Below are 26,848 nucleotides of genomic sequence, written 5' to 3' on the forward strand. Positions count from 1 at the left end.
TCAGGCGGGGACGGTCTGCCGGGCGTGCCGTCCGGCCAGCCGCTCGGCCAGGTCGGCGGCCTGGGACCGGATCTCCGGCACCGCGGTGGTCTCCCAGAGCGCTCCCTTGCGCGGCGGCCCGACGACGTGGAGGTCCGGCACGACCAGGCCCTGGTCGTCGAGCACCGTGCCGTCCGGCAGGCAGGCCACGCCGAGCCCGAGGGCGTCGCGGGCCAGCAGCCGGCGGCGCCGCATCGCGGCGAGCAGCGGGACGGTGGTGGCGTCGAGGTCGGTCAGCGGCCCGGTGCAGTTGACGACCGCGTCCGCGTCGACGCTCCGGCCACCGGGGAGCGCCACCCGGGCCCGCGCCCCGAGGTCCGCCACGGCCGTGAGCCCGCCGCCGACGACCTCGAGGCGGCCCTGGTCGGCGTACGCGCGGATCCGGGCGGCGACCTCGGGCGCCATCCGGTGGCGCAGCACCTCCCACCCGCGGGCCTGCTCGCGCACGAACCTCGCGCGCTCGGCGGTGTCCAGCCGCAGCCAGAGCCGCTGGGTGGTGCCGCGCAGCCCGTCGACCACCGAGCGCCAGCAGACACCGCGCTCGTGCGCCCGCTCGACCTGGGCGGTGACGAGCGCGGCCAGCCCGTCGGCGGTGAGCGGACCGGTCGGGGCCTGGGTGACCCAGCTGGTGGAGCAGGGCAGCGGCAGGTGGGCGCGGGGGAGCAGTCCGTTCCGGCTCAGCATGACCACGCGGCGCCGGGCGCCGCCGTCGAGCAGGGTCGTGGCGGCGTCGACGGCGGTGAGACCGCTGCCGACCAGCACGACCGTGGCGTCGTCGGCCAGGGCGTCGAGAGCCGTGGTGTCCCAGGCGCTGGGAAGGTGCCAGGTCGCCTCGGGCAGGGGCCCGTCGGTCCCGGTGAGGGCGCGCGGCGACAGGTTGCCGTAGGCCAGGACGACGCCGTCGGCGCGCGTCGTGCCCTGCGGCCCACGTACGTAGTAGCCCGGACCCACCGGCGCCGGCAGCACGTCGGTGACGTCCTCGGTGCGGACCGTCAGCCGGCCGTCGTCGGCCCCGGCGAGAAGGTGGTCCAGGTAGGCCGCGTACGTCGCGCGGGGCAGGAACCCCAGCGGGTCCACGGGCCGCCCGGTCGCGAGCGCCCACTCCACGAGGTGCCCGGGGTCGTCGGGGAAGGCGCTCATGTCGCGGCTGCGCACGTTCAGCAGGTGCCGCTCGTCGGTCGTGGCGTACGCCACCCCGCGCGCGACGGCCGGGCCGCGCTCGTGCAGCACGACGCGCAGGTCGCTGCCGCGCGAGGCGTGCAGCAGGTGGACGGCGGTGAGCGTGCCGCTCGCCCCGCCCCCGATGATCGAGATCGTGGTCACCCAGGCCTCCTCAGGTCAGTTCCCGACAAATACTACTGAGTTACTTCAGTTTAGGGGTGGACCGTCCTCGGTGCGGCGCCTCTTCCGCCCCGGGGCGGAGGCGGCCAGACTGGGCCGGTGCTCGACATGCTGGCGTGGTTCGTCGTCCCGCTGGTGCCGCTCGGCCCGCTGACGGCGCTCGGGGCACGGCGCCGCGGCAACCCGTGGGCCCTGGCGGTGCTCGCGGGGCTCGTCTTCCCGCTCACGTGGGCTCACTGGTACGTCAGCGACGAGTTGCCGCTGCGTCGCGGACCGTCGTCCAGCATGTCTCGAGCCTGACCCGGCCTGCCGTCATCTCGGGCTGCCGCCGCCCGGTCCCGGGCTCAGACCCCTCCGAGGCCACCCGCGGCGCCGGGGGGCATCTTGCCCGCGTCGAACGGCTCGTCGTGGCCCGGCTGACCGCACCGGCGGCACCAGTAGCGGCCCTGGGCGTCGCGCTGGTTGCGGTGGAAGGAGTGGTAGCCGAGGCGGCAGCGGAGCGGTCGGGAGCTCATCCACCCATCATGCCCGCCCGTGCCGCCCGTCGGCGCGCGCTCAGATCAGCGAGCCGGCCTTGTCGAGCACCACGCGCAGGATCTGCTCCATCTCGTCGAAGTGCTCCTGGGTGCAGACCAGCGGCGGGGCCAGCTGCACGACCGGGTCGCCGCGGTCGTCGGCGCGGCAGTAGAGACCCTCGGCGAAGAGCTGCTTGGAGACGAAGCCGTACAGCAGGCGCTCGCACTCCTCGGAGGTGAAGGACTCCAGGGTGTCCTTGTCCTTGACCAGCTCGATGCCGAAGAAGTAGCCGTCGCCGCGCACGTCGCCGACGATCGGCAGGTCCTTGAGCCGCTCGAGGGTGGACCGCAGCGCGTCGGTGTTGTCGCGGACGTTCTCGAGCACCTTCTCGTTCTCGAAGATGTCGAGGTTGGCCATCGCGACAGCGGTGGAGACCGGGTGCCCGCCGAAGGTGTAGCCGTGGGCGAAGGAGACCTTGTCGGCCAGGAACGGCTCCATCAGGCGGTCGCTGGCGATCATCGCGCCGAGGGGGGCGTACCCGGAGGTGATGCCCTTGGCGCAGGTGATGATGTCGGGCTGGTAGCCGAAGCGCTCCGCGCCGAAGAAGTAGCCCAGGCGCCCGAAGGCGCAGATGACCTCGTCGGAGACCAGCAGCACGTCGTACTCGTCGCAGATCTCGCGGACCCGCTCGAAGTAGCCCGGGGGCGGCGGGAAGCAGCCGCCGGCGTTCTGCACGGGCTCGAGGAAGACCGCGGCGACGGTGTCGGGGCCCTCGTTCTCGATCGCGACCGCGATCTGGTCCGCGGCCCAGCGGCCGAATGCCTCCGGGTCGCTGCCGTCGAGGAACCCGCCGGTGATCTCGGCGGCGCGGTAGATGTTGGTGTTGGGCACCCGGAAGGTCGAGGGCACCAGCGGCTCGAACTGCTGCTTGAGCAGGGGCAGGCCGGTGATCGACAGCGCGCCCTGCGTGGTGCCGTGGTAAGCGATGGCGCGGCTGATGACCTTGTGCTTCATCGGCTTGCCGGTGAGCTTGAAGTAGTTCTTGGCCAGCTTCCAGGCGCTCTCGACGGCCTCGCCGCCGCCGGAGGTGAAGAAGACGCGGTTCAGGTCGCCGGGGGCGTACCCGGCGAGCCGCTCGGCCAGCTCGATCGCGGTCGGGTGCGCGTAGGACCACAGCGGCATGAAGGCCAGCTCGCGGGCCTGCTTGGCGGCGGCCTCGGCCAGCTCCTCGCGGCCGTGGCCCAGCTGGCTCACGAACAACCCGGCCAGGCCGTCGAGGTACCGCTTGCCCTGGGCGTCGAAGAGGTAGGCCCCCTCGCCGCGGACCATGATGGGCACGTCCGCGTGGTCGTAGGAGCCGTGGCGCGTGAAGTGCATCCACAGGTGGTCCTTGGCGGCCTGCTGGAGGTGGTCGTAGTCCGGGTGCATGCGTCCATGGTGCGCGCCCGGGCACCCCGTTTGCAAGCGGATCAGTAGTTCATCGACACCTTTGTGACGGATTCCGTCGCAAGATCGGGTTGCGTCGGTGTATACCTGTCGCATGCGCGACCTCGTCATCCGGGGCGGGCGGGTCTTCGACGGGCACCGCCTGCGGGGGCCCGGGACCGTCGTCGTGCGTGGCACCAGGATCGCCGCCCTGCTCGGCCCGGGGGAGCCCCAGCAGTGGCCGCGCGGTGCCGAGGTCGTCGAGGCCGGGGGCGGGCTGGTCCTCCCCGGCCTCGTCGACGCCCACGTCCACGCCGTCCAGGGCGGGCTCGAGCGCATCCGCTGCGACCTCACCGCGCACACCGACCGGGCCGGCACCCTGGCCGCCGTCGCGGCGTACGCGGCGGCCCACCCCGACCTTCCCTGGCTCCTGGGCGGCGGGTGGTCCATGTCGGCCTTCCCGGGAGGTACGCCGACCGCCGCCGACCTCGACGCCGTCGTCGGTGACCGACCGGTCTTCCTGCCCAACCGCGACCACCACGGCGCCTGGGTCAGCAGCCGCGCCCTGGCGATGGCCGGGATCGACGAGCACACGCCCGACCCGCCCGACGGGCGCATCGAGCGGGACGACCGGGGTCGTCCGACCGGCACCCTGCACGAGGGCGCGATGGCCCTGGTCTCGCGGCTGGTGCCGCCGACCACCGAGGCCGAGTGCGACGCCGCGCTGCTGGCCGGGCAGGCGTACCTCCACTCCCTGGGCGTGACCGGGTGGCAGGACGCGATCGTCGGTGACTACGCAGGTCTGGACGACCCGGGCCCGGCGTACCGGCGCGCGGCGGAGCGCGGTGACCTGACCGCCCACGTCGTCGGCGCGCTGTGGTGGGACCGGGAGCGCGGCGTCGAGCAGCTGCCGGACCTGCTGGCCCGGCGCGGGAGCTGCTCGTACGGCCGGTTCCGCGCGACCAGCGTCAAGGTGATGCAGGACGGGGTGGCCGAGAACGGCACCGCCGCGCTGGGAGCGCCGTACCTCGACCGCTGCGGGCACGCGACCGCCAACCGCGGTCACTCCTTCGTCGACCCGGCGGCGCTGCGGGAGGCCGTCGTGGCGCTGGACGCCGCGGGGTTCCAGGTCCACGTGCACGCCATCGGCGACCGCGGCGTGCGGGAGGCCCTCGACGCGTTCGCGGACGTCCCGGTGGGGCGCCGGGGCGTCGGGCGGCACCACGTCGCCCACCTGCAGATGGTCGACCCCGTCGACCTGCCACGCTTCGCCGAGCTCGGGGTCGCCGCCAACGCCCAGGCGTTGTGGGCCTGCCTGGACGAGCAGATGACGCAGCTGACGCTGCCGTACGTCGGCGCGGAGCGGGCCCGGTGGCAGTACCCGTTCGGCGCGCTGGTCCGCCACGGCGCGAGGCTGGTGATGGGCAGCGACTGGCCGGTGAGCAGCCCGGCGCCCTTCGAGGCGATCCACACCGCGGTCAACCGCACCTCCTACGGCGAGCACGGGCGGGGTGGCACCGAGGCGTTCCTGCCCGAGCACGCGGTGGACCTCGTGACCGCGCTGGCGGCCTACACCTCCGGCAGCGCCTGGATCAACGGTCGGGAGGCCGAGGTCGGCACCCTGGCGCCGGGTCGGGAGGCCGACCTCGTGGTCCTCGACCGGGACCCGTTCGCCGGTCCGGTCGCGGAGATCGGGGCGGCGCAGGTCGTCGGGACCTGGGTGGCGGGGGAGCGGGTCTTCGGCTCCTGAGCGGTCACCGACCCCGGGTGAGCCCGCCCGAGGTCAGGAGCCGGACGAGGGCGTCGGGTGCGGAGAGCACGCCCGGGACGACCCCGGGCGTCGACGCCTCGCCCGCCGGAGTGGTGGACGGGTCGTCGGTCAGCCGCACGTCGCGGCACCCGTACCCGTCGACCACGACACCGGTCAGGTCGGTGCCGGCGTCGCCGTCGTCGGCAAGCACCAGCAGGTAGCGGGGGCCGAGATCCTTGGTGCACAGACGACCGGGGTCCGCCGGAGCGAGCTCGTCCAGGCTGGTCGCGAGGCCCGGCAGCCGGTCGTCGACGACCTGCTGCGGGCGCGTCTGCCGGGTCCAGGCCGGGCCGTCCGGTCCGGCCGCCGGGCCGCTCCGCAGGACATAGGTGCAGACCCAGGCGCGGTCCGGGGTGGCCAGGTCCGGGGCGGAGGGAGCCGGGTCGGTGCCACCGAAGGCGTCGCCCCCGCCGGGCAGCCGGCCCGGGCAGGGGCCGTCCTGGGCCGCGAGCTCGTCGACGGCCGGGTCGGTGCGGGCCAGGTCGGTCGTGGTGCCGCCCGGGTCGGTCGCGCTGTCCTGGTCGGACGTGCCGCAGGCGGTGAGCGCCAGCAGGGCGGCGGTCAGCACGGCCGGGGCGGCCAGGTGGGTCGGGGGGTGTCGCACGGGTCCTCCTCGGGGGTTCGGTGGCGGTGGGACGGCCGCGGGGCCGTCCTGGTTCCGATCCTGCCGGGACACCTCCGGCCCGGCGGCGTGGCCAGGCGTACCCATCGGGCCATGTCCCCGAGCTGCAGAACGCTGACCTGGGGCTACGTCGACGGCAGGGTGGTGGACGCGCCGTTCGGTACGCCTGGCTACGGCGGGGACGGGTGCGGCCGGGCCGTCGTGGCTCAGACCACCTCGATCTGCGGGGCGTACGCCGCCATCGCGGCGAGCGCCCGCTCGTGGTCCGCGGCGGTGCCCCCGGCGCAGGCCGTCGACTCGACCCGCACCCAGGCGCCGGCGTCGGCCGCGGCGAGGGCGGTCGAGAGGATGCAGCAGTCCGTGGCGACGCCGCACAGCACGAGGTGGCGGGCGCCCCCGGTCACCGCGAGGAGCTCCTCGCCCCACTTGCCCATCGTCGGGCGGGTGACGACCGGGACGTCGGGCAGCAGGGCCGTCACCTCCGGCACCAGCCGCCACAGCGCCTCGTGCGCCGGGTCGAGCGCGAACGGCCAGGTCCGGTAGTAGTCGGTCCAGGAGCCCTGGGGTGCGACCGGCGGCACGAACCGGGTCAGCACGACCCGGCCGGGGTGCTGCGCGACGAGGCCGCCGAGCCGGTCCACGACCGCGGGGAAGTCGGGTACGTGCCACGGGCTGTCCGCGTCGGCGAAGACGTGCTGCAGGTCGACGACCACCAGCCACGGCTCGCCGCGTGAACCGGCCCGGTCGGCCCGGTCGGCCGACACCGTCACCGCCCCTCGGAGCGGGCGACCGCGCCGCGCTGGAGCACCAGGTAGCCGACGAACCCGATCGCGAGCGCGACCGGCACCCCGACCGCGGCGAAGGCCCACTCGCCCTCCTTGCCGCCGAACGGGCCCATCAGGTACCCCTGCCAGGACAGCCAGCCGGCGTAGGTGTTGGTCACCAGGCCCCACCCGACAGCGGTGCCCAGCACCATCACGCCCAGTGCGGGCCAGCGCACGGCGCCGTAGCGACCGGTCCGGTCGCCCAGGGCCGCGTCGTCGTAGTCGCCGCGGCGCAGCAGCAGGTCGGCCAGCATGATCCCGGCCCAGGCCGAGATGGGGACGCCCAGGGTGATCAGGAAGCCCTGGAACTGCCCGAAGAAGTCCTCGCCGAAGAACAGCACGTAGATCGAGCCGAGCACCATCAGCAGCCCGTCGATCCCGGCGGCGACGGGCCGCGAGACCGGCAGCCCGAGGGCCAGCAGGGACAGCCCGGAGGAGTAGATGTCGAGCAGCGCCCCGCCGACGAGGCCGAGGACGACCACGACGACGAACGGGACCAGGAACCAGGTCGGCAGCAGGCTCGCGAGGGCGCCGATCGGGTCGGCGCCGATCGCCTCGCCCAGGGCGGGGTCCGAGCCGGCGAGCAGCAGGCCGAGCCCGATCAGGACCAGGTTGGCCACCGAGAGACCGGCGGTCGTCCAGGCCGCGACGCCGAAGGTCGAGGCACCGCGCGGGAGGTAGCGCGAGTAGTCGGCGGCGGCGTTGATCCACCCGAGCCCGGTGGCGGTGGCGACCAGGACGATCGCACCGACCACCCCGGCGGTCGTCCCGGAGGGCAGCGCGGTGGCAGCACCGAGGTCGATCCGGTCCAGCACCAGCACGAGGTAGACCGCGGTGAGCGCGACGCCGATCCCGGTGATCCAGGTCTGCACCCGCATGATCAGGTCGAAGCCGATCACGCCCCCGGTCACGATCAGCACGACCACGACGGCCAGGGCGATCGCGAGCGTGACGTCGCCGCCGCCCCAGCCCAGCTCGCGGAAGACGGTCGCGGTGGCCAGGGCCGCCAGCGAGGTGAGCACGGTCTCCCAGCCCACGGTCAGCAGCCACGACACCGCCGACGGCACCCGGTTGCCCTCGACGCCGAACGCGGCCCGTGAGAGGACCAGGGTCGGCGCGGAGCCCCGCTTGCCGGCCGTGGCGACCAGGCCGGCCAGCAGGCCGGCGCCCACGATCCCGACCACCGAGGCCAGCGCGGCCTGGCCGAGGCTGATGCCGTACGACAGCGCGAAGGCGCCGTAGCTGATCCCGAAGACCGAGATGGACGCGGCCGTCCACGGCCAGAAGAGGTCCCGGGGACGTCCCTTGCGCTCGCCCTCCGCGATCACGTTGATGCCGTTGGTCTCGACGCGTCCCTGGGGCCCCGCGGGGGCCGTCTCGGTCATGCGGCGAGCCTACGGCGCCGGTCCCGCGCCGCCCCTTGTCACCACGGACTGGTAATGCTGTAATCATGTAATGGAAGAGACGACGATTCAGGCATGGTTCGCCGGCCGGCTGCCCGGCGAGTGGTTCACCGGACCGGTCACGGTGAGCATCGACCGCGAGGAGGTCCTCGTGGTCGGCGCCATCGCCGTGCCGGACGACGCCGGAGACGGCGACGCGGCGCAGGCGGCCCACGAGGGGCGGATCACCCGCTTCCGCGAGGAGACCCGGGCGGCGCGGATGAAGGTCGCCGACGAGGCGCAGGCCCGGTTCGGGCGGACCGTCAGCTGGGGCGCCGAGTGCGGTGGCACGACCCGGCTGTTCACCCACGTGGCAGCGCCGGTGATGACCCGTCTGCGGCAGCGGGAGAGGCTCGTGCTCGACACCCTGGTCGAGTCGGGGGTCGCCAAGTCGCGCTCGGAAGCCACGGCCTGGTGCGTGCGCCTGGTGGCCGACCACGAGGAGGAGTGGCTGGGCGAGCTGAGCGAGGCGCTGGGCTCGGTCCGCGAGGCGCGGGCCAAGGGACCGGGGAGCAGCCGGGCCGGCTGACCGCGCGTCCCCGGCCGTCCGGGTGCGGTGGTCCCGGCCCTGGCGCGTGGGGGTCAGCGCGTCCAGTCGACGGCGTCGAGCGCGGCGCGCAGACGGGCGCCGCGGGCGGGGTCGTGGTGCGCCACCCAGGCGACCCGACCGCGCAGGTGCTCCTCGAACGCGGGGTGGCCCTCCCGGTTCTGGCTGCTGGGGCCGTGCCTCCGGCAGTTGTGCAGGATGGCGCGGAGCAGGTCGACCTCGGTGCGGCCGACGTGCGGTCGACGGTTGACGACAAGCCCGCCCAGCCGCTGCCGGTCCCCGCGGCGCATCACGGCGGTCTTGCGCGGGTTGAGCCGGAAGCCCTCGTCGCGGGCGACGACGTCGATGGCGGCGATCAGCCTCGCCGTCCCGTCGCCCCAGTCGCGCTCACCCGAGAACGCGAGGTCGTCGGCGTAGCGGGTGTACCTGCCTCCCCACGAGCGCGCCAGGGCGGCGAGCCTCACGTCGAGACGGTACGCCGCGAGGTTGGCCAGCGCCGGGGAGGTGGGCGCGCCCTGCGGCAGGTGGGGGGCGGCCAGTCGCCGGCCCAGCCGCCAGTGGGCCTCGCGCAGCCCGTCGTCGGCGGGGCCCGGCACGGCCTGCCACACGGACCGCGGCAGGACGCTGGTCGTCAGTCCGGCCAGGCAGTGCGCGACGGGCTCGGGGTAGCCGGCCGAGCGCCAGATGCCGTAGACGCGCGCCACGGTGACGCTGGCGAAGAACGCCTCCAGGTCGAGCCGCAGCACGACGGGCCGTCCCGCGTGGGGTGCGGCGTAGGACCGGACGGAGCCACCGGTCCGGAAACCCCGGGCGGCGTCGTGCAGGGGCACGCGCGAGACGAGGTCGTCCAGGAGCGAGCGCTGGATCCGCCGCACACGCGGCTTGGGCGCCTCCAGGACGCGGATCGCCCCGCTGGGTGCGACCCGGTGGCTGACCCGGTAGTGCTGCAGACGCCCCTCGCTGGTGCCGCGGGCCCAGCGCCGTGGGTCGGCGAACCAGGCCAGCTCCGACCCCTCCACGCCCAGGTGGTGTGCGAGGTCGCCGAGGTCGTCCAGGGCCGGCAGCCGCCAGGGGTTGCGGACCATCCGCGTGGCCACGACCGGCTGCACCACCGGCCGGGCGTTGCCCGTCCTGGCGACCGCCGGACGGGTCGAGATCAGCGTGGCCAGCTCCCGCGGCCGGTCCAGCGGCGGCCGGGGGTAGAGGTCCAGGACCTGGCGGGCGAGCGGGGTCAGCCACCGGCGGCGGCTGCCGAGGACGACCGCGCCGCCCTGGACCATCGCGGACTGGGTCCACTCGCCGGCGAGGAACGCCGCGGCGAGGGCGCGGGCCAGGTCGGCCCTCACCGGTGGGCGCGGGGGGAACGGTGGGGAGGGGGGTGCGGCAGCGCTGCTCGACCTGTCTCGTCGTGCGCGCGACTTCCTGCAGCGGAGCGCAGCGTCTCGCGCGCGGTGCGGTGCCCGAACGTTCCGGTGACCCCCGGGGTAGCCCCGGGGAGGTGGTCCGGTGTCGCGCACCGGCTCACCGTCTCAAGACAACGCTGCCGCACGGCGGCACCCTAGCCGCCCTGGCGCGGACGGGAGGGCGGTCGACGGGAGGACGCCCGGTCCCCCCGTGGTTGCGCGGATGGACGACGAAATCGGTTGACGATCGTCATCTGCCCTACCGGATCCGTGGGTCAGGCCCTAGGGTCGGAGCATGGCCGACCAGAGCTTCCGCAACGTCGTCGGGGGCGAGCTCGTCGACGCCGCCTCGGGCGAGACCTACGACGTCCTCGACCCCACCTCCGGCGAGGTGTACGCCACCGCACCGCGCTCCGGCGCGGAGGACGTGGACCGCGCCTTCCGCGCCGCCGAGAGCGCCTTCGAGACCTGGGGTGAGACGACCCCGGCCGAGCGGCAGCTGGCGATGCTGCGCATCGCCGACGCGCTCGAGCGCCGCGCCGACGAGTTCGTGCAGGTGGAGAGTCGCGACACGGGCAAGCCGCTGGGCTTCACCACCACCGAGGAGCTGCCGCCGGCGATCGACCAGCTGCGCTTCTTCGCCGGGGCCGCGCGGGTGCTGGAGGGCAAGTCGGGCGGCGAGTACCTCGCCGACCACACCTCGTTCGTGCGCCGCGAGCCGATCGGCGTCGTCGGCCAGGTGACGCCGTGGAACTACCCGCTGATGATGATGGTCTGGAAGATCGCGCCCGCGCTCGCCGCCGGCAACACGATCGTGCTGAAGCCCAGCGACACCACGCCGGCCTCGACCACCCTCTTCGCCGAGCTCTGCCAGGAGTTCCTGCCGCCGGGGGTCTTCAACGTCGTCACCGGCGACCGCGAGACCGGGCGCACCCTGGTCGAGCACCCGACGCCGCAGCTGGTCGCGATCACCGGGTCGGTCCGCGCCGGCATGCAGGTCGCCCACTCCGCGGCCGACCAGCTCAAGCGGGTCCACCTCGAGCTCGGTGGCAAGGCGCCGGTGATCGTCTTCGACGACGCCGACGTCGAGGCCGCCGCCGAGGGCATCGCCGCCGCGGGCTACTTCAACGCCGGCCAGGACTGCACCGCCGCCACCCGGGTGCTGGCCGGGCCCGGCGTGCACGACGACTTCGTGGCCGCCCTGGCCGAGCAGGCGCGGGGCACCCGTACCGGGATGCCCGACGACGAGGACGTCCTCTACGGCCCGCTCAACAACGCCGACCAGCTCGCCCGCGTCTCGGGCATGGTCGACCGGCTGCCCGACCACGCCGAGGTGCGCGCCGGGGGCAGCCGGCAGGGCGACCGCGGCTACTTCTACGAGCCCACCGTGCTCTCCGGGCTGCGCCAGGACGACGAGCAGGTGCAGGACGAGATCTTCGGCCCCGTCATCACCGTGCAGCGGTTCTCCGACGAGGGCGAGGCGCTGCGCTGGGCCAACGGGGTGAAGTACGGCCTGGCCTCCTCGGTGTGGACCCGAGACCACGGCCGGGCGATGCGGATGGCCAAGCGGCTCGACTTCGGCGCGGTGTGGATCAACACCCACATCCCGATCGTGGCCGAGATGCCGCACGGGGGCTTCAAGCACTCCGGCTACGGCAAGGACCTGTCCATGTACGGGCTGGAGGACTACACGCGCCTCAAGCACGTCATGTCCTACATCGGCGAGTGAGGGCGACGTACCCGTGAGGATCCTGCTGGCCGGCGCCGGGGGCGTCGGCGGGGCGTTCGCGGCCATCGCCGCACGCCGTGACTTCTTCGACACGATCGTGGTCGCCGACTACGACCTCGGCCGCGCCGAGCGCGCCGCTGCCGGCGACGCCCGGTTCACCGCCGCGCAGCTCGACGCCTCCGACGCCGACGCGGTCACCGCGCTGTGCCGCGAGCACGGCGTGACCCACCTGATGAACGCCGTGGACCCGGTCTTCGACATGCCGCTCTTCGAGGGTGCGCTGGCCGCCGGCGCCGACTACCTCGACATGGCGATGTCGCTCTCGCGCCCGCACCCCGAGAGGCCGTACGAGGTCCCCGGGGTCAAGCTCGGCGACGAGCAGTTCGCCCGGGCGGGCGCCTGGGAGGACGCCGGCCGGCTGGCGCTGGTCGGGATCGGCGTCGAGCCCGGCCTGTCCGACGTCTTCGCGCGCTACGCCGCCGACCACCTGTTCTCCGAGATCGACGAGCTCGGCACCCGCGACGGCGCCAACCTCGTGGTGCGCGACGAGAGCGGTGCAGAGGTGTTCGCACCGTCGTTCTCGATGTGGACCACGATCGAGGAGTGCCTGAACCCGCCGGTGGTCTGGCAGGACGGCGCCTGGCACACGACCGCGCCGTTCAGCGAGCCGGAGGTCTTCGACTTCCCCGAGGGCATCGGGCCGGTCGAGTGCGTCAACGTCGAGCACGAGGAGGTGCTCCTGATGCCGCGCTGGGTCGACTGCCGCCGGGCGACCTTCAAGTACGGCCTGGGGGAGGAGATGATCACCATCCTGCGCACCCTGCACACCCTCGGCCTGGACTCGACCGAGAAGGTCCGGGTCAAGGGCGTCGAGGTCTCCCCGCGCGACGTGGTCGCCGCCTGCCTGCCCGACCCCGCCACCATCGGCCCGCTGATGACCGGCAAGACCTGCGCCGGGCTCTGGGTCACCGGCACCGGCAAGGACGGCGAGCCCCGCTCGACCTACCTCTACCACGTGGTCGACAACGGGTGGACGATGCAGGAGTACGGCCACCAGTGCGTGGTGTGGCAGACCGCGGTCAACCCCGTGGTGGCGCTCGAGCTGCTCGCGCGCGGCACGTGGTCGGGCGCCGGCGTGCTCGGCCCGGAGGCCTTCGACGCGGTTCCGTTCCTGGACCTGCTCACCGAGTACGGCGCCCCGTGGGGCGTCCAGGAGCTCACGCCCTAGACGCCCCCTGCGGGGTCCCGGGTGCTGCGGTCAGCGGCCGCGGCCCACCGAGAACACCGTCGTGGTGCCCGAGATCTCGTTGCCCACGGCGAGCAGCGGCCGGCGCACGGGGCTGTCCTCGCGGGAGACGAAGGCCAGGCCCTCGGGGCCGAGGTCCCCGGCCTCCGGGGTCTCGGCGTCCGCGGAGAAGTCGCGGTTGTTCACGTAGTCCACGAACCGGGGCCGGCGCGGCTTCGTGACGTCGAAGGTCATCACGCCGCCGACCCGCTCGAGACCGACGAAGGCGTAGGTGCGGCCGTCGACCTCACCCAGGGTGAGTCCCTCGGGCTCGGGCCCCTTGTCGTCGCTGCGGTTGTCGAAGGAGTCGTTGTCGTCGTTGGTGGCGTTGAAGGCGACCGCCGGGTCGGTGCCCCCGGCGCCGCCCGCCAGCAACGCCTCGATGCGGCTGCCCGAGTCGCGGACCCGCTCGCCGTCGGTGGTCCAGATGCTGAAGGAGCGCCCACCCAGGGTGACGATCTCCTCGCGGCAGGCGTCGTCGCCCTCGCCGCGGATGCCGTCCTCGTCCGAGACGTTCAGGCGTCCCAGCGCCTCGTCGGCGAGCAGCTCCGCGGCGTCCGGGAAGGTGTCGGCGCACAGGGGGTAGCGGCTGTCGGCCAGGCGCTCGGAGTCGACGTAGTCGCCCCACTCCCGGGCGTCGCCCTCGTTGGCGGTGACCAGGAAGGTCGTCCCGCGGACCTCGTAGGACGCGATCGAGTCGGGCAGGTAGAGCCCGCTGACGTCCCACGGCTCGAGGTCGGCGGCCCCGTCGCGGTCGCTGGCGTCGAGGCCGGCCCCCGAGGTGGTCCAGTCCTTGGTGCCCAGGGGCATCAGCTCCCGCACCCGGGCCCGTCGGAGGTCGACCGAGGCGATGGTGTTGGCCTCCTGGATGGTCACGTAGGCCGTGCGCGACGAGGCGTCGACGGTGACGTACTCCGGCTCGAGGTTGCGCGCGACGCGACCGGCGGGCCGCTGGCCCTCGGGCACCGCGACGTCCGGACCGTAGACGCGCACGCCGTCGGGCAGGGCGTCGCCCTCGAAGGAGCGGAAGGCGGCCAGGCGTGAGGCGGACTGCCGGCCGGCGAGGGCGCGCTCGACGCCGACCACGCCGACCGTGCCGGCCGGGTCGACCGAGAAGTCGTCGGCCGGCTCGGCCTCGTTGGCCGTGACCACCCGGGACCCGTCGGGGGTGAAGGTGAGGTTGTCGGGCTGCACGCCGGTGCGCACCGCGCCCAGGAAGGCGACCTTGCCGCGGGTGCGGAAGAACGCGACCCACCCTGGCGAGACCTTGTCGCCGGCCTCGACCGCCGCGGCCAGCAGGCCACCGTGGACCGACACCGAGTTGACCTGGGCCGCGTCGTCGATGGTGGAGCCGTCCGCCGCCTCGAGACCGGCGACGGTGACCTCGCGCAGCTTCTCGGGCGCGTCGGGGTCACGGGCGTCGAGGACGTCGACGGCACCGGAGAGCGCGTTGACCACGAACCACCGCTGGGTGCGGGGGTCGTGCTCCACGATCTCGGCGGCCGACTCGTCGAACTGGCCGGTCACGTGGGTGCCCCGCGGGGCCAGGGTCACCCCGTCGACGCCCGGTGCGGCCAGCGCCGGTGCCGCGGTGGCCAGGGCGAGCAGCGCGGTGGCGCCGAGCAGCGTGGGACGGGCGGGGCGGCGTACGGGCACGGGGTGTGGCCTCTCGGGAGGTGGGTGGACGGGCGTATCCCACCGGCCCCGGGTGAACGCCCGCCCAACACCGCACGACCGGTCAGAAGGCGTGGGCCATCAGGTCACCGAACAACCCGTGCTCGTCCACGTCCAGACCGCGGGCCCGGAACCAGGCGCACACGTTGGTGCAGTCGCGCATCAGGTAGTCCGTCCCGTTCAGGTTGCCGACGAGGTCGACCACCTGCGGCAGGTCGATCACGACCAGGCGCTCGCCCGCGGCCAGCAGGTTGTAGGCCGACAGGTCGCCGTGCACCAGTCCGGCGTGCACCAGGGTCGTCATGGTCTCGCGTAGCTGCTCGAAGTACGACGCCAGCAGGGCGGGGGAGGGGCGCGCCTGGGCGAGCCTGGGCGCCGTGACGGGCCCGTCGTCGCCCTCGACGCAGACCCACTCCATCAGCAGCTCGGTCCCGTCCACCTGGACCGGGTAGGGCACCGGGAGTCCGAGCAGGTGGCAGCGCACCAGCGCGTCCCACTCCGCGGTGGCCCACTCGCCGGCGGCGACCTGCCTGCCCCAGGTGCTGCCCCGCTTGAGCGCCCGCTCGTCGCGGGAGCGCTTCACGCTGCGGCCCTCGGTGTAGCCGGCCGCGCGGTGGAAGCTGCGGTGCTCGGCGCTGCGGTAGCGCTTGGCCGCCATCACCACCGACTGCGCCGGGTCGTGGGGGTCGGCGCGCTCGAGGAGGTGGACGTCGGCCTCCTTGCCGGTCTTGAGGACGCCGAGGTCGGTGTCGACCGCGCCCTGCGAGGTGACCACCCAGTCCGGGCGCGGCTCCGGTCCGCGGCACAGCGGGTCGACGTCGAGCCAGGTCGACCACCTGGCCCCGTCGGGCAGGTCGTCGTAGGCGGTGAAGGAGAAGGTGAACCGGGGGTCAGCGGCGGGAGCCGCAGGTGCTGCGTGGTCGTGCGTCATCGCGTGGGGTGCTCCGTCGGGAGAGGAGGGCCGGGGCTGCGGGCAGGCCGCGGACGGTCGTCGACATCTCGGGCTCCTCTCGGACGGGCGGACGCACCACGCGCCCGGCTCGACCCCAGGGTGGGGCCGGCCGGGCGCGGCGCGCAACGGGTTATCGCCGGCGGCTCAGCAGGTGCTCGGGGCGGGCAGTCCCTGCACCCGGCCCTCCAGCCACGCCAGCGCCTTCGGGTAGGACTCGACCGCGCCGCCGACGTGGGTCGGGGCGATCCCGGCCCGGAACGCCACGGTCGCGCCGCCCGCGCACCACTGCCGGGCGGCGGTGCGGGCCTGACCGAACGGGACGACGTCGTCGAGGCGGGTGTGGGTCACCAGCACCGGCACCTCCGGGGCCTGGTCACCGACCCGGAGCCGCTCGAGCACGCGGGCGATGTCGGGTCGCGACAGCAGCTCGGTGATCGGGCGCCCGCTGCGGGTCAGCGTCTCGGACCGGGTCCCGGCGAACTGGACGAGGTCGCTGGTGCAGGTCTGCTCGGCGGCCCGGACCGTACGACGCCCCTCGGCGTTGAGCAGGTCCGCGATGCCCAGGCGCGGGTAGTCGGCGTCGAGCGCGGCCACGGAGTACAGCAGGAAGGCGGCGTAGAGCGAGCCGTCGAGGGGGCCGGCGACCTTCGCCAGGTCGGCCGGGACCGCCCCGGCGTACCCGCCGACGAGGTTCAGGCCGGGCGCGTAGTCAGCCGCCTGCTCGAGCGCGCCGGCCGAGGCGTTGCCGCCCTCGGAGTAGCCGGCGGTGTAGACGGGGGCCGAGGTCGGGACGGCGTCGGTCGCCACGCGGGTCGCGGCCCGGGCGGCGTCGAGGACGTTGCGCCCCAGCGCGACGGTGTTGACGTAGGCGTGGGTGCCCGGGGTGCCGAGACCCTCGTAGTCGGTCACCACGACGGAGTAGCCGCGGGCCAGGAGGCCGCCGATGAAGGCGGACTCGTACTCCGAGCCGGCCTGCAGCTGCCGGGAGGGCGCACAGCGGTCGGCCATGCCCTGGGTGCCGACGGCGTAGGAGACCAGCGGCCGCTCACCGGGGCCGACCCAGTCGGCGGCCGGGGTGAGCAGCGTGCCGGTGACCGCGGTGCGCTCGCCGTGGGCGCCGCGGCTGGTGTACATCAGCCGCTGGGCCCGGGCCGCGAGGTCGCCCGGCGTCAGCACGGTCTCGGTCGGCTGCTGCTTGAGCACCCGGCCGGGACGGCCCGACAGGTCGGCCGGCGGGGAGTAGAAGCCACGGGCCACGGCCGCGGCCGTCGCGGCACGTGCCTCGGCGCGCTGCGCCCGGTCGTCGGTGCCCGCCGCGGCCGCCGTGGCGGCGGCGGTCGGCAGGAGGGTCAGGGCGAGGGCTGCGGTGGCGGTCGCCGCGAGCGTGCGGAGCATGGGTCCCCCCGGGGGGTCGTGCGCCGGCGGGGAGTCGCCGACGGTGGCCCGAGGCTAGCCGTGACGACCGACACACGTCGGGTGTCGGACGGGACGGGTTCAGGCGTGGGGTCAGGCGGTGGCGGCGAACGCCTCCGCGAGCACGTCGAGGCCCTCGTGGAGCAGCGCGTCGGTCGTCGACAGCGGGGGCAGCACCCGGATCACGTTGCCGTAGGTGCCGCAGGTCAGCACGACCACGCCGGCGGCGTGGCAGGCCGCCGCGACGGCAGCGGTGCGCGCGGCGTCCGGCTCGGTGGTGCCGGGCACGCACAGCTCGACGGCGACCATCGCGCCGCGGCCGCGCACCTCGGCCACGACCGGGTGCTCGGCGGCCAGCGCGCCCAGGCGCTCGTGCAGGATCGCGCCGACCTCGCGGGCGCGGCCGACGAGGTCGTGGGTGCGCATCTCCTCGAGCGCGCCGAGGGCGGCGGCGCAGGCCAGCGGGTTCCCGCCGTAGGTGCCGCCGAGGCCGCCGGTGTGCACCGCGTCCATCAGCTCCGCGCGACCCGTGACGGCGGCCAGCGGCAGGCCGCCGGCGATGCCCTTGGCGGTCGTCACCAGGTCGGGCACGACCCCCTCGTGGTCGCAGGCGAACCAGTCGCCGGTGCGGCAGAAGCCCGACTGCACCTCGTCGGCCACCAGGACGACGCCGTGCTCGCGGCACCAGCGGGCCAGGGCCGGCAGGAAGCCCGGTGCGGGCACGACGAAGCCGCCCTCGCCCTGGACCGGCTCGATGACCACGCAGGCCAGGTTGTCGGCGCCGACCTGCTTCTCCATCACCTCGACCGCCCGGGCGGCGGCCTGCTCGCCGCTGAGCCCGTCGCGCAGCGGGTAGGACATCGGGGCGCGGTAGACCTCGCCGGCGAACGGCCCGAACCCGTGCTTGTAGGGCATCACCTTCGCCGTCATCGCCATCGTGAGGTTGGTGCGCCCGTGGTAGGCGTGGTCGAAGACGACCACCGCGTCGCGGCCCGTGGCCACGCGGGCGATCTTCACGGCGTTCTCGACCGCCTCGGAGCCGGAGTTGAACAGCGCGGACTTCTTGGCGTGGTCGCCGGGGGTCACCTCGGCGAGGGCCTCGCAGACGTCGACGTAGGCGTCGTACGGCGTGACCATGAAGCAGGTGTGGGTGAAGGAGTCGAGCTGCTCGCGCACCCGTCGCACGACGGCCTCGGCGCTGTTGCCGACCGTCGTCACGGCGATGCCGGAGCCGAGGTCGATCAGGGTGTTGCCGTCGACGTCGCGCAGCACCCCGCCGCCGGCGGCCTCCACGAACACCGGCAGCGCGGTGCCGACGCCGTCGGCGACGTGCGCCTTCTTGCGGGCCAGCCGCTCCCTCGAGCGGGGTCCGGGGACCTCGGTGACGAGGTTCCGCTCCTGCGTGAGGCCGGGTCCGCCGGTGAGTGTCTGCGTCATGGTCGGATGCTACGGCCGATCCGTGCTCGCGGGCAGGCTGCGACACTGGCCGCGTGCGACGCGACGTGGTCATCCTCGGCTCGACCGGCAGCATCGGCACCCAGGCGCTCGACCTGGTCGCCGCCAGCCCGGAGGCCTTCCGCGTCGTCGGGCTGACCGCCGGCGGCGGCAACCCGGAGCTCTTCGAGCAGCAGGTCGCGCGGTGCCGGGCCGCGGCGCCCGAGCTGGGCGCCTCGTTCTTCTCCGGCCTGGGGGAGGAGGCCTCGGTCGAGGCCGCCACCCTGCCGTGCGACGTGGTCCTCAACGGGATCACCGGCTCGGTCGGCCTGCGCCCCACCCTGGCCGCGCTCGAGGCCGGCCGGACGCTGGCCCTGGCCAACAAGGAGTCGCTGGTGATGGGCGGCCCGCTCGTGCTGGACCGGGCGGCGCCGGACCAGGTGGTCCCGGTCGACTCCGAGCACAGCGCGCTCGCGCAGTGCCTGCGGGCCGGCACCGCGGCCGACGTACGACGGCTCGTGCTCACCGCGAGCGGCGGGCCCTTCCGCGGCCGCACCCGGGCCGACCTCCACGACGTCACCGTCGCGCAGGCGATGAACCACCCCACCTGGGACATGGGACCGGTGATCACCATCAACTCCGCGACCCTGGTCAACAAGGGGCTCGAGGTGATCGAGGCGCACCTGCTCTTCGGCGTCCCCTACGACGACATCGTCGTGGTGGTCCACCCGACCAGCGTCGTGCACTCGATGGTGGAGTTCCGCGACGGCTCGACCCTGGCGCAGGCCAGCCCCCCGACGATGCGGATCCCGATCGCGCTGGGGCTGTCCTGGCCCGGGCGGGTCTCCGACGCCGCGCCCCCGGTCGACTGGACCCGCCCGCAGACGTGGGACTTCGCCCCGCTCGACGACGAGGCGTTCCCGGCCGTGGCGCTGGCCCGCGAGGCGGGGCGCCGCGGGGGGACCGCGCCGGCGACGTACAACGCGGCCAACGAGGTCTGCGTCGCCGCGTTCCGCGACGGGCGGCTCCGCTTCACCGGGATCGTGGACGCGGTCGCCGAGGTCGTCACGCGCCACGACGTAGGCTCGCCGGCGGACCTCACCCTCGACGACGTGCTCGCTGCGGACGCCTGGGCGCGGTCCGAGGCCACCCGGGTGATCGAGAGGAGCGCGACGTGACGACGGTGCTGCTGTACACCGCCGGGGTCGTCTTCTTCGTCGGCGCGATCCTGGTCTCGATCGGCCTCCACGAGCTCGGTCACATGATCCCGGCCAAGCGGTTCGGCGGGAAGGTCACGCAGTACTTCATCGGCTTCGGGCCGACCGTGTGGAGCAAGCAGGTCGGCGAGACGGAGTACGGCGTCAAGGCGATCCCGCTCGGCGGCTACGTCAAGATCGTCGGGATGCTCCCGCCCGGGGCCGAGGAGCTGGCCGGGCCGGTCGAGCACGACGCGCAGGGCAACGAGGTCCACAAGGTCCGCAAGTCCAACACCGGACTCTTCACCCAGCTGGTCTCCGACGCCCGCTCCGCGGAGTACGAGACGATCACCGCCGCCGACGAGGACCGGCTGTTCTACAAGATGCCGCCCTGGAAGAAGATCGTGGTGATGGCCGGCGGGCCGAGCGTCAACATCCTGATCGCGTTCCTGCTGTTCTGGACGGTCTTCAGCACCTACGGCGACATGAGCGCCGCGAGCGCCGAGCCGGCCCCGGGTCGGCCCGTGGTCGCCGAGGTGTCGCGCTGCGTCATCCCGTACTCCGAGCAGCGCACGGACTGCCGCGAGGGCGACCCGGACGCGCCGGCCTTCGAGGCCGGCCTGCTCCCGGGCGACACCATCACCGACTTCAACGGCACCGCCGTGACCAGCTGGGACCAGCTGCGCGGGCTGATCCGCGACAACGCCTCCGGTGCGGCGGTGATCGGCTTCGAGCGCGATGGCCAGCGTGAGGTCGGGCGCACCAGCACCACCGTCGAGCTGCGTCCCGACGACCTGACCGGCGAGGACGAGACGCTGACCGAGGTCGGCTTCCTCGGTGTCTCGCCGGAGGCCGAGCTGGTCGTGCCCACCGGCGGCCCGCTGTACACGATCGAGCGTATGGGCTCGCTGACCGTCGACACCGTGCAGGCCATCGGGACGCTGCCGGTGAAGGTCTTCGAGGTCGGCCAGGCCATCGTCGGCGTCGAGGAGCGCCAGGCCGACAGCCCCGTCAGCATCGTCGGCGGCGGGCGGATCGCGGGGGAGACCGCCTCCACCACCGAGGTGCCCGGGGGCGACCGGGCCTTCAGCCTGCTGGCACTGGTGGCCGGGTTCAACCTCTTCATCGGCGTCTTCAACTTCGTCCCGCTGCTCCCGCTCGACGGCGGTCACATCGCCGGCGCGGCCTGGGAGTCCGTACGCCGCCGGCTGGCCTGGCTGCGCCGCCGCCCCGACCCCGGCTACGTCGACGTGGCCCGGATGCTGCCGGTCGCGTACGGCTTCGGGCTGGTGCTGATGGTGATGGGCGTGGTGCTGATCATCGGCGACGTGGTGGCGCCGATCTCCCTCGCCGGCTGAGTCCTGCCCGGGCCCGCCCCGGGACGTCATACGGTGCGCGCCGCGGCCGGGCGGCGGTCCGTATGGGGTCCCGCCGGGCAGGGGGCCGCAGCTGGCCCGGGACCGTCCACAACTGCGCCGACTGACGAGCCATCCACAGCGGCGGTCCTCGCCAGCCCGCGAGCGGGGCGCCGAGCAGCAGGGTCGCAGGCATGACGCGCCCGCAGATCGTCCCCGCCGAGCTCGCCCCGCTCCACGCCCTCGCCCGGGACCAGGGGTGGGTGCTCTCGCGGCCGCAGCTCTACGGGCTCGGGTGCCCCGCGGTGGCGGGTGCGGCTCGAGGTCCGGGCGCGCCGCTGGCAGCGCGTCGGGGACCAGTCCGTCTGCCTGCACAACGGCCCCCTGTCCTTCACCGGCCACCTGTGGGCAGCGGTGCTGCAGGGAGGACCGCGGGCCCTCCTGGACGGGGAGGCCGCGCTGGTCGCCGGCGGGTTGCAGCACTACCGGGTCGACCGCATCCGCGTCTCGGTGCCCCGCGGCGCCCGGGTGCGCCGCACGCCGCAGTACGACATCCGCCAGACCCGCCGGTGGGCCCGCGACGACGCTGCACCTGGGTCGGGCCTGCGGCGCACGCGCCCAGCGGTGGCTGCCCTGCGTGCCGGGCTGTGGGCGGTGAGCGACAAGCAGGCCGCGTACGTCGTGACGGCCGCCGTGCAGCAGGGACTCGTGACGCCAGAGGCTCTCGGCGTCGAGCTGCTCCGCATCCGGCGGGACCGGCGGCGGTTGCTCCTCCACGAGCTGGTCAACGACCTCCTCGACGGCGCACGCTCGCTCGGGGAGCTCGACGTGGCCCGGGAGCTGCGCCGGCGGGGCCTCCCCGAGCCCGACCGGCAGGTGCTGCGGCGTGACGGCCGCCGCCGCTACTACCTCGACCTCTACTGGACCGATCTCGGGCTGGTGGTGGAGGTGGACGGCATCCACCACACCTGGGCGGAGAACGTGCTCGGGGACGCCCTCCGCCAGAACGCGCTGGCCCTCGACGGGCTGACCGTGCTGCGGGTGCCCCTGCTCGGGCTGCGCCTCGCCCCGGAGGAGTTCTTCGCGCAGATCGCCGCGGCCATCCGGCACGCCCAGTCACTCGCGGCCTGACCGGGGCAGGGTCGCTCCCGGGCGGGCCCCGGTCCGGTGCTGGGGACGTCATGCGCCGCGGTCCCTGGCCGCGCGCGGGCGCGTATGACGTCCCACGGCGCAGCCGGCCCGACCCTCCAGGACGTCATACGGTCCGCGCTCCCACTGAACCGCGGCGCGTATGACGTCCGCCGCAGGGGGAGGGGTCGCGACGACCGGGCAGTACGCTCGGAGACATGAGCACCGTCAGCCTCGGCATGCCCGCCGCACCTCCGCCGGTGCTCGCACCGCGTCGCCAGACCCGCCAGATCCAGGTCGGCAAGGTCGGGGTGGGCAGCGACCACCCGATCTCGGTTCAGTCGATGACCACCACGCTGACCAGCGACATCAACGCGACCCTGCAGCAGATCGCCGAGCTGACCGCCTCGGGCTGCGACATCGTCCGCGTGGCCTGCCCGAGCCAGGACGACGCCGACGCGCTGACCGCGATCGCGACCAAGTCGCAGATCCCGGTGATCGCCGACATCCACTTCCAGCCCAAGTACGTCTTCGCCGCGATCGAGGCCGGGTGCGCGGCGGTCCGGGTCAACCCGGGCAACATCCGCAAGTTCGACGACCAGGTCAAGGAGATCGCGCGTGCCGCGCAGGACCACGGCACGAGCATCCGGATCGGCGTCAACGCCGGTTCGCTCGACAAGCGGCTGCTGGAGAAGTACGGCAAGGCCACGCCCGAGGCGCTGGTCGAGTCGGCGAAGTGGGAGGCCGGCCTGTTCGAGGAGCACGGCTTCCGCGACTTCAAGATCTCGGTCAAGCACAACGACCCCGTGATCATGGTCCGCGCCTACGAGCTGCTCGCGGCCGAGGGGGACTGGCCGCTGCACCTCGGCGTCACCGAGGCCGGGCCCGCGTTCCAGGGCACGATCAAGTCCTCGGTCGCCTTCGGCCACCTGCTCTCGCAGGGCATCGGCGACACCATCCGGGTCTCCCTGTCCGCGCCGCCGGTCGAGGAGGTCAAGGTCGGCCTGCAGATCCTGGAGTCGCTGAACCTGAAGCCCCGCCGGCTCGAGATCGTCTCCTGCCCGTCCTGCGGCCGCGCCCAGGTCGACGTCTACAAGCTCGCCGACGAGGTCACCGCAGGGCTCGAGGGCCTCGAGGTCCCGCTGCGGGTGGCCGTCATGGGCTGCGTCGTCAACGGCCCCGGGGAGGCCCGCGAGGCCGACCTCGGTGTGGCCTCCGGCAACGGCAAGGGACAGATCTTCGTCAAGGGCGAGGTCGTCAAGACCGTCCCGGAGTCGCAGATCGTGGAGACCCTCATCGAGGAGGCCATGCGCATCGCCGAGGGCATGGAGTCCGTCGACGGCGCCGGCGCCCAGGTGTCGGTCAGCTGACGTCAGCGGAACTCCGCGACGCCCTCGCCGCTCTGCTCGGACAGGCCGTGCCGGGCGAGGTAGCCCCAGCAGTCGGGCCGGGACCCGTCGGTGTCGGTCAGGTCGTAGCAGGTCGCGAGGTCGTACGACGTCAGCGTGCGCCCCGCGAACCGGCCGTGACCGGCGTCCTCCGCAAGCGCCGCCACCCCGCGCGCCACGTAGGTCGGTGACTCGGAGATGGCGAAGCCGGGCACCTGGGCGAGCGCGTCCCACCAGGTCGCCTCGGTGACGCCGAAGCCCTCCAGCATCTGCTCCGAGCGCAGCCAGCCCGGCGTCACGGCCAGCGCGGTGACCGGGTGGTCGCGCAGCTCGTGGGTGAGCCCCAGCACGATCCGGCCGACCCCGGCCTTGACCAGGTCGTAAAAGAATCCGACGGACTCCCGGTAGGCGGCGTTGAACTCGGCGGTCCCGTCGGTCATCTCGACCAGCAGCGCGTCCCGCCCGGTCGACCCGGCGGTGCGCAGCAGCAGGGGCAGCGCGTGGTGTGCGGTGACCAGGTGGGTCCACACGCCCATCCGCAGCATCCGCCCGCCGCCGGCCAGGTCGTGCTCCCACAACGGGGTGTCCCACTGGGCGTAGCGGTCGCCGCCGAAGACGTCGTTGACCAGCACGTCCAGCCGCCCGCGCTCGGCCTCGACCCGATCCACGAGCGAGGCCACCGCCTCGGCGTCCTCGTGGTCGACGACCACCGCGCTCACGCTGCCCCCGGCGGCCTCGACCAGCTCGCCGGTCTCCTCGATCGTCTCCGGCCGGCCGATCTCCGACGGCCCGCCCTCCCGGCTCGACCGGCCGGTGGCGTAGACGTGGAACCCGGCCCGGCCGAGCTCGACGGCGAGCGCCCGGCCGGCGCCACGCGTGGCGCCGGCGACGAGGGCGACGGGAGGACCGTCCAAGAGGTTCACCATGACCGTCAGCCAAGCACCCGGCACCGACAGCAGGTCAAGCCCCGGACCAGCGGTACTCCACCTCGGGGCGGCCGCTCCCGCCGTACCGCGTCCCCCGGCGCACCAGCCCCTCCGCGGCGAGGTGCTCGAGGTAGCGCCGCACGGTGACCCGCGAGGCGCCGGTGGCCTCGCCGACCTCGGTGGCCGAGCGCGCGGAGCCGGCCGTCCGGAGCGTCGTGACGACCTCGCGCAACGTCTCGGCGCCCATCCCCTTCGGCAGCGAGCCAGGGGAGTCCGAGCCCGGTCGCAGCGTGCCCAGGGCCCGGTCGACCTCCTCCTGGCCGAGCTGGCCCTCGGCGCCGGCCTCGGCTGCCATCCGCGAGCGGTAGTCGGCGTACTGCTCGAGCTTCGTGCGGAACGTCGCGTACGCGAACGGCTTGAGCAGGTAGAGCACGACGCCCTGCGCGACCGCGCGGCGCACGACCTCCACGTCGCGGGCCGCGGTCACCGCGATCACGTCGCACCACAGGCCCTCGGTCCGCATCCGTCCGACCAGGTCCAGCCCGTGCCCGTCGGGCAGGTTCATGTCGAGCAGCACCAGGTCGACGCCGCCCTGGCGCAGGCGTACCAGCGCCTCGCGTGCCGAGCGGGCGACGCCGGCCAGCGCGAACCCGGGCGTGCGCCCGACGTACGCCGCGTGCGCCACCGACGCCAGCTCCTCGTCCTCCACCACCAGCACCGCGACGTCACCGGCGGCCGTCCCGCTCACCGCCGGTCCCCGATCCGGACCTCGAACGACGCGCCACCGAGCGCGGAGCGCCCGACCCGGACCTCGCCGCCGGCCCGCCGCACGGTGGAGACCACGAGCGCCAGGCCGAGACCACGCCCGGTGCCGTCGCGCGGCTCCTTGCTCGACCAGCCGCGCTCGAAGACCCGCTCGACGACGTCCTCCTCGATGCCCGGGCCCGAGTCGCCGACCAGCAGGTGCAGGTGGTGGGCGTCGGCGTCGATCCCGACCTCGACCTCGACCAGGCGTCGCTCGCTGCCGGCGGCGGCGTCGAGGGCGTTGTCGACCAGGTTGCCGACGACGGTCACGGCGGCGCGGGAGTCCAGCGGCAGGGCCTCGACCTGGGTCTCGTCGGTGACCACGAGGGTCAGCCCGCGCTCGGCGGCCTGGGCGGTCTTGCCGAGCAGCAGCGCCGAGAGCACCGGGTCCTCGACCGAGGCGACCACCCGGTCGGCGAGCAGCTGGGCCTGGGCGAGCTCCTCGGTCGCGAACGCGACGGCGTCCGTGGTCCGGCCCAGCTCGACCAGCGAGACCACGGTGTGCAGCCGGTTGGCCGCCTCGTGGTTCTGCGAGCGCAGCGACTCCGCCAGGCCGCGCACGGTGTCGAGCTCGCCGGTGACCGCCCGCAGCTCGGTGTGGTCGCGCAGGGTCACCACCCGGCCGACCTCGCGCCCGTCCCAGCGGGCCGGGGCGCTGTTGACGACCAGGACCGAGGCGTCCGCGAGGTGGATCTCGTCGGCGCCCGGCTCCGCGTCGACGGCGGCGGTGGCCAGCCCCGGCGGCACCAGGTCGGACACCGGACGGCCGACGGCGTCGTCGGGCAGGTCGAGCAGGCGCCGCGCCTCCTCGTTGAACAGCCGCACCCGTCCGTCCGGGTCGAGCAGGAGCAGACCCTCGCGCACCGCGTGCAGCACCGCGTCGTAGTACTCGTACATCCGGGTGATCTCGCCCTCGCCCAGCCCGTGGGTCTGGCGGCGGACGCGCCGGCTGATCAGCCAGGCCCCGGCCAGGCCGACGCCGAGCACGGCCGCCCCGGCGAGCAGGATGCTCGGCACCCGGGCGAGGAGGTCGTCCTGGATCCGGTCGGTGGTGATCCCGACCGAGACCAGTCCGACCACGCCCCCGCCGGCGTCGACGACCGGGACGACCGCGCGCATCGACGGCCCGAGCGTGCCCGTGTACTCCTGGGTGAAGGTGCCGCCCGCGGGCGCGTCCCCGAGGTCGCCGATGAACTCCTGGCCGATCAGCGTCTCGTCGGGGTGGGTGTAGCGCGTCCGGTCGGTGTCCATCACCACCACGAAGTCGGTCCGCGTGTCGGCGCGCACCACCTCGGCGTACGGCTGCAGCCGCTCGGCCACCCCGGCGTCCACCACCGGGTCGGCGCCGACCCCGGGGTCGGCCAGCAGCCGTGACACCAGCGGGTTGTCGGCGACGGTCTCGGCCACGGCCAGAGCCCGGGTCCGGGCGTCCTCGACCTGGGAGCGGCGGGCGTCGGTCCAGGCCAGGGCGCAGGCACCGACGACGACCAGGACCACCACGAGCACCTGCAGCGCCAGGATCTGCCGGGCGACCGGGCTGGAGCCCTCGGGGTCGCGGAGATCGGTGGGCACCCGGTCATCCTCACCCACCGTGC

23 protein-coding genes are annotated in these 26,848 nt (G+C 74.3%); 9 read left to right on the top strand and 14 right to left on the bottom strand.

Annotated features, from left to right (window positions below):
• The gene (locus ENKNEFLB_RS07100; protein WP_246535887.1) at positions 1–1,362 is read right to left on the bottom strand and encodes an FAD/NAD(P)-binding protein; all 1,362 of its coding nucleotides are present in this window, start codon (positions 1,360–1,362) and stop codon (positions 1–3) included.
• Between the two features lie 117 nt (positions 1,363–1,479).
• On the opposite strand from ENKNEFLB_RS07100, the gene ENKNEFLB_RS07105 reads away from it, so the two are divergent.
• Positions 1,480–1,680: a hypothetical protein gene (locus tag ENKNEFLB_RS07105; RefSeq protein WP_214058546.1), complete on the top strand. Its 201-nt coding sequence runs from the start codon at positions 1,480–1,482 to the stop codon at positions 1,678–1,680.
• Between the two features lie 44 nt (positions 1,681–1,724).
• Here ENKNEFLB_RS07105 and ENKNEFLB_RS07110 read toward each other — a convergent pair whose 3' ends face one another.
• Both ENKNEFLB_RS07110 and ENKNEFLB_RS07115 read right to left on the bottom strand, forming a co-directional pair.
• Positions 1,725–1,895, bottom strand: a complete 171-nt coding sequence (locus ENKNEFLB_RS07110) for a hypothetical protein (RefSeq protein ID WP_214058547.1) — start codon at positions 1,893–1,895, stop codon at positions 1,725–1,727.
• 40 nt (positions 1,896–1,935) lie between these two features.
• Entirely contained in the window at positions 1,936–3,324 is a 1,389-nt protein-coding gene (locus ENKNEFLB_RS07115) for an aspartate aminotransferase family protein (RefSeq protein WP_214058548.1), read from the bottom strand.
• Between the two features lie 112 nt (positions 3,325–3,436).
• On the opposite strand from ENKNEFLB_RS07115, the gene ENKNEFLB_RS07120 reads away from it, so the two are divergent.
• Positions 3,437–5,071, top strand: coding sequence for an amidohydrolase (locus tag ENKNEFLB_RS07120; protein WP_214058549.1), 1,635 nt, complete (start codon positions 3,437–3,439; stop codon positions 5,069–5,071).
• Between the two features lie 4 nt (positions 5,072–5,075).
• On the opposite strand, the gene ENKNEFLB_RS07125 is transcribed toward ENKNEFLB_RS07120, so the two are convergent.
• The 3 genes from ENKNEFLB_RS07125 to ENKNEFLB_RS07135 all read right to left on the bottom strand — a co-directional run bounded on the left by ENKNEFLB_RS07125 (position 5,076) and on the right by ENKNEFLB_RS07135 (position 7,962).
• Entirely contained in the window at positions 5,076–5,735 is a 660-nt protein-coding gene (locus tag ENKNEFLB_RS07125; RefSeq protein WP_214058550.1) for a hypothetical protein, read from the bottom strand.
• Between the two features lie 224 nt (positions 5,736–5,959).
• Complete coding sequence (locus ENKNEFLB_RS07130) at positions 5,960–6,517, bottom strand: cysteine hydrolase family protein (RefSeq protein ID WP_214058551.1); 558 nt, start codon at positions 6,515–6,517, stop codon at positions 5,960–5,962.
• Between the two features lie 2 nt (positions 6,518–6,519).
• Positions 6,520–7,962 (bottom strand): purine-cytosine permease family protein, encoded by a 1,443-nt coding sequence (locus ENKNEFLB_RS07135; RefSeq protein ID WP_214058552.1) that lies wholly within the window; start codon positions 7,960–7,962, stop codon positions 6,520–6,522.
• A 70-nt stretch (positions 7,963–8,032) separates the two neighbouring features.
• On the opposite strand from ENKNEFLB_RS07135, the gene ENKNEFLB_RS07140 reads away from it, so the two are divergent.
• Positions 8,033–8,548, top strand: a complete 516-nt coding sequence (locus tag ENKNEFLB_RS07140; RefSeq protein ID WP_214058553.1) for a hypothetical protein — start codon at positions 8,033–8,035, stop codon at positions 8,546–8,548.
• A 53-nt stretch (positions 8,549–8,601) separates the two neighbouring features.
• Here the strand turns inward: ENKNEFLB_RS07140 and ENKNEFLB_RS07145 are convergent, their stop codons facing one another.
• A complete protein-coding gene (locus ENKNEFLB_RS07145) occupies positions 8,602–9,912 on the bottom strand; it encodes a reverse transcriptase family protein (RefSeq protein ID WP_214058554.1) in 1,311 nt (436 codons plus the stop codon).
• Between the two features lie 352 nt (positions 9,913–10,264).
• On the opposite strand from ENKNEFLB_RS07145, the gene ENKNEFLB_RS07150 reads away from it, so the two are divergent.
• Positions 10,265–11,698 (top strand): gamma-aminobutyraldehyde dehydrogenase, encoded by a 1,434-nt coding sequence (locus ENKNEFLB_RS07150; RefSeq protein ID WP_214058555.1) that lies wholly within the window; start codon positions 10,265–10,267, stop codon positions 11,696–11,698.
• A gap of 13 nt (positions 11,699–11,711) precedes the next feature.
• Positions 11,712–12,926, top strand: a complete 1,215-nt coding sequence (locus ENKNEFLB_RS07155; protein ID WP_214058556.1) for a saccharopine dehydrogenase family protein — start codon at positions 11,712–11,714, stop codon at positions 12,924–12,926.
• A 30-nt stretch (positions 12,927–12,956) separates the two neighbouring features.
• Here the strand turns inward: ENKNEFLB_RS07155 and ENKNEFLB_RS07160 are convergent, their stop codons facing one another.
• The 4 genes from ENKNEFLB_RS07160 to gabT form a co-directional block, all read right to left on the bottom strand.
• Entirely contained in the window at positions 12,957–14,639 is a 1,683-nt protein-coding gene (locus tag ENKNEFLB_RS07160) for a choice-of-anchor I family protein (RefSeq protein ID WP_214058557.1), read from the bottom strand.
• An 82-nt stretch (positions 14,640–14,721) separates the two neighbouring features.
• Positions 14,722–15,588 carry a serine protein kinase RIO gene (locus ENKNEFLB_RS07165; RefSeq protein ID WP_214058558.1) on the bottom strand — a complete coding sequence of 289 codons (867 nt, stop codon included), beginning with the start codon at positions 15,586–15,588 and terminating at the stop codon, positions 14,722–14,724.
• A gap of 165 nt (positions 15,589–15,753) precedes the next feature.
• On the bottom strand, positions 15,754–17,004 hold the full coding sequence (locus ENKNEFLB_RS07170) for a lipase family protein (protein ID WP_214058559.1): 1,251 nt from the start codon (positions 17,002–17,004) through the stop codon (positions 15,754–15,756).
• 111 nt (positions 17,005–17,115) lie between these two features.
• Positions 17,116–18,459 (bottom strand): 4-aminobutyrate--2-oxoglutarate transaminase, encoded by a 1,344-nt coding sequence (gene gabT, locus ENKNEFLB_RS07175; protein ID WP_214058560.1) that lies wholly within the window; start codon positions 18,457–18,459, stop codon positions 17,116–17,118.
• 53 nt (positions 18,460–18,512) lie between these two features.
• Here gabT and dxr point away from each other — a divergent pair, with 53 nt between their 5' ends.
• From dxr to ispG, 4 genes are all read left to right on the top strand, one after another.
• Complete coding sequence (gene dxr, locus ENKNEFLB_RS07180; protein WP_246535888.1) at positions 18,513–19,634, top strand: 1-deoxy-D-xylulose-5-phosphate reductoisomerase; 1,122 nt, start codon at positions 18,513–18,515, stop codon at positions 19,632–19,634.
• On the top strand, positions 19,631–21,010 hold the full coding sequence (locus ENKNEFLB_RS07185) for a M50 family metallopeptidase (protein ID WP_275955949.1): 1,380 nt from the start codon (positions 19,631–19,633) through the stop codon (positions 21,008–21,010). The genes dxr and ENKNEFLB_RS07185 overlap by 4 nt, the downstream gene beginning before the upstream one ends.
• Positions 21,011–21,319: 309 nt before the next feature.
• Positions 21,320–22,138, top strand: coding sequence for an endonuclease domain-containing protein (locus ENKNEFLB_RS07190; protein WP_214058561.1), 819 nt, complete (start codon positions 21,320–21,322; stop codon positions 22,136–22,138).
• A 215-nt stretch (positions 22,139–22,353) separates the two neighbouring features.
• Positions 22,354–23,505 carry a flavodoxin-dependent (E)-4-hydroxy-3-methylbut-2-enyl-diphosphate synthase gene (gene ispG / locus ENKNEFLB_RS07195; RefSeq protein WP_214058562.1) on the top strand — a complete coding sequence of 384 codons (1,152 nt, stop codon included), beginning with the start codon at positions 22,354–22,356 and terminating at the stop codon, positions 23,503–23,505.
• Positions 23,506–23,507: 2 nt separating this feature from the next.
• Here ispG and ENKNEFLB_RS07200 read toward each other — a convergent pair whose 3' ends face one another.
• The 3 genes from ENKNEFLB_RS07200 to ENKNEFLB_RS07210 are packed head-to-tail and all read right to left on the bottom strand — an operon-like array spanning position 23,508 to position 26,825.
• Entirely contained in the window at positions 23,508–24,449 is a 942-nt protein-coding gene (locus ENKNEFLB_RS07200) for an SDR family oxidoreductase (protein ID WP_214058563.1), read from the bottom strand.
• A gap of 34 nt (positions 24,450–24,483) precedes the next feature.
• Complete coding sequence (locus tag ENKNEFLB_RS07205) at positions 24,484–25,197, bottom strand: response regulator (protein WP_214058564.1); 714 nt, start codon at positions 25,195–25,197, stop codon at positions 24,484–24,486.
• On the bottom strand, positions 25,194–26,825 hold the full coding sequence (locus ENKNEFLB_RS07210; protein ID WP_246535889.1) for a sensor histidine kinase: 1,632 nt from the start codon (positions 26,823–26,825) through the stop codon (positions 25,194–25,196). Before ENKNEFLB_RS07210 ends, ENKNEFLB_RS07205 begins: the two co-directional genes overlap by 4 nt.
• Positions 26,826–26,848 lie beyond the last annotated feature (23 nt).

It is taken from the genome of Nocardioides aquaticus, assembly GCF_018459925.1.
GTDB classification, from domain to species: Bacteria; Actinomycetota; Actinomycetes; order Propionibacteriales; family Nocardioidaceae; genus Nocardioides; species Nocardioides aquaticus.

Coding starts and splice junctions, on each gene's coding strand:
- ENKNEFLB_RS07110 (WP_214058547.1), bottom strand. CDS start 1,895: ATGAGCTCCCGACCGCTCCGCTGCCGCCTCGGCTACCACTCCTTCCAC.
- ENKNEFLB_RS07115 (WP_214058548.1), bottom strand. CDS start 3,324: ATGCACCCGGACTACGACCACCTCCAGCAGGCCGCCAAGGACCACCTG.
- ENKNEFLB_RS07120 (WP_214058549.1), top strand. CDS start 3,437: ATGCGCGACCTCGTCATCCGGGGCGGGCGGGTCTTCGACGGGCACCGC.
- ENKNEFLB_RS07135 (WP_214058552.1), bottom strand. CDS start 7,962: ATGACCGAGACGGCCCCCGCGGGGCCCCAGGGACGCGTCGAGACCAAC.
- ENKNEFLB_RS07140 (WP_214058553.1), top strand. CDS start 8,033: ATGGAAGAGACGACGATTCAGGCATGGTTCGCCGGCCGGCTGCCCGGC.
- ENKNEFLB_RS07150 (WP_214058555.1), top strand. CDS start 10,265: ATGGCCGACCAGAGCTTCCGCAACGTCGTCGGGGGCGAGCTCGTCGAC.
- ENKNEFLB_RS07165 (WP_214058558.1), bottom strand. CDS start 15,588: ATGACGCACGACCACGCAGCACCTGCGGCTCCCGCCGCTGACCCCCGG.
- ENKNEFLB_RS07170 (WP_214058559.1), bottom strand. CDS start 17,004: ATGCTCCGCACGCTCGCGGCGACCGCCACCGCAGCCCTCGCCCTGACC.
- gabT (WP_214058560.1), bottom strand. CDS start 18,459: ATGACGCAGACACTCACCGGCGGACCCGGCCTCACGCAGGAGCGGAAC.
- ispG (WP_214058562.1), top strand. CDS start 22,354: ATGAGCACCGTCAGCCTCGGCATGCCCGCCGCACCTCCGCCGGTGCTC.
- ENKNEFLB_RS07200 (WP_214058563.1), bottom strand. CDS start 24,449: ATGGTGAACCTCTTGGACGGTCCTCCCGTCGCCCTCGTCGCCGGCGCC.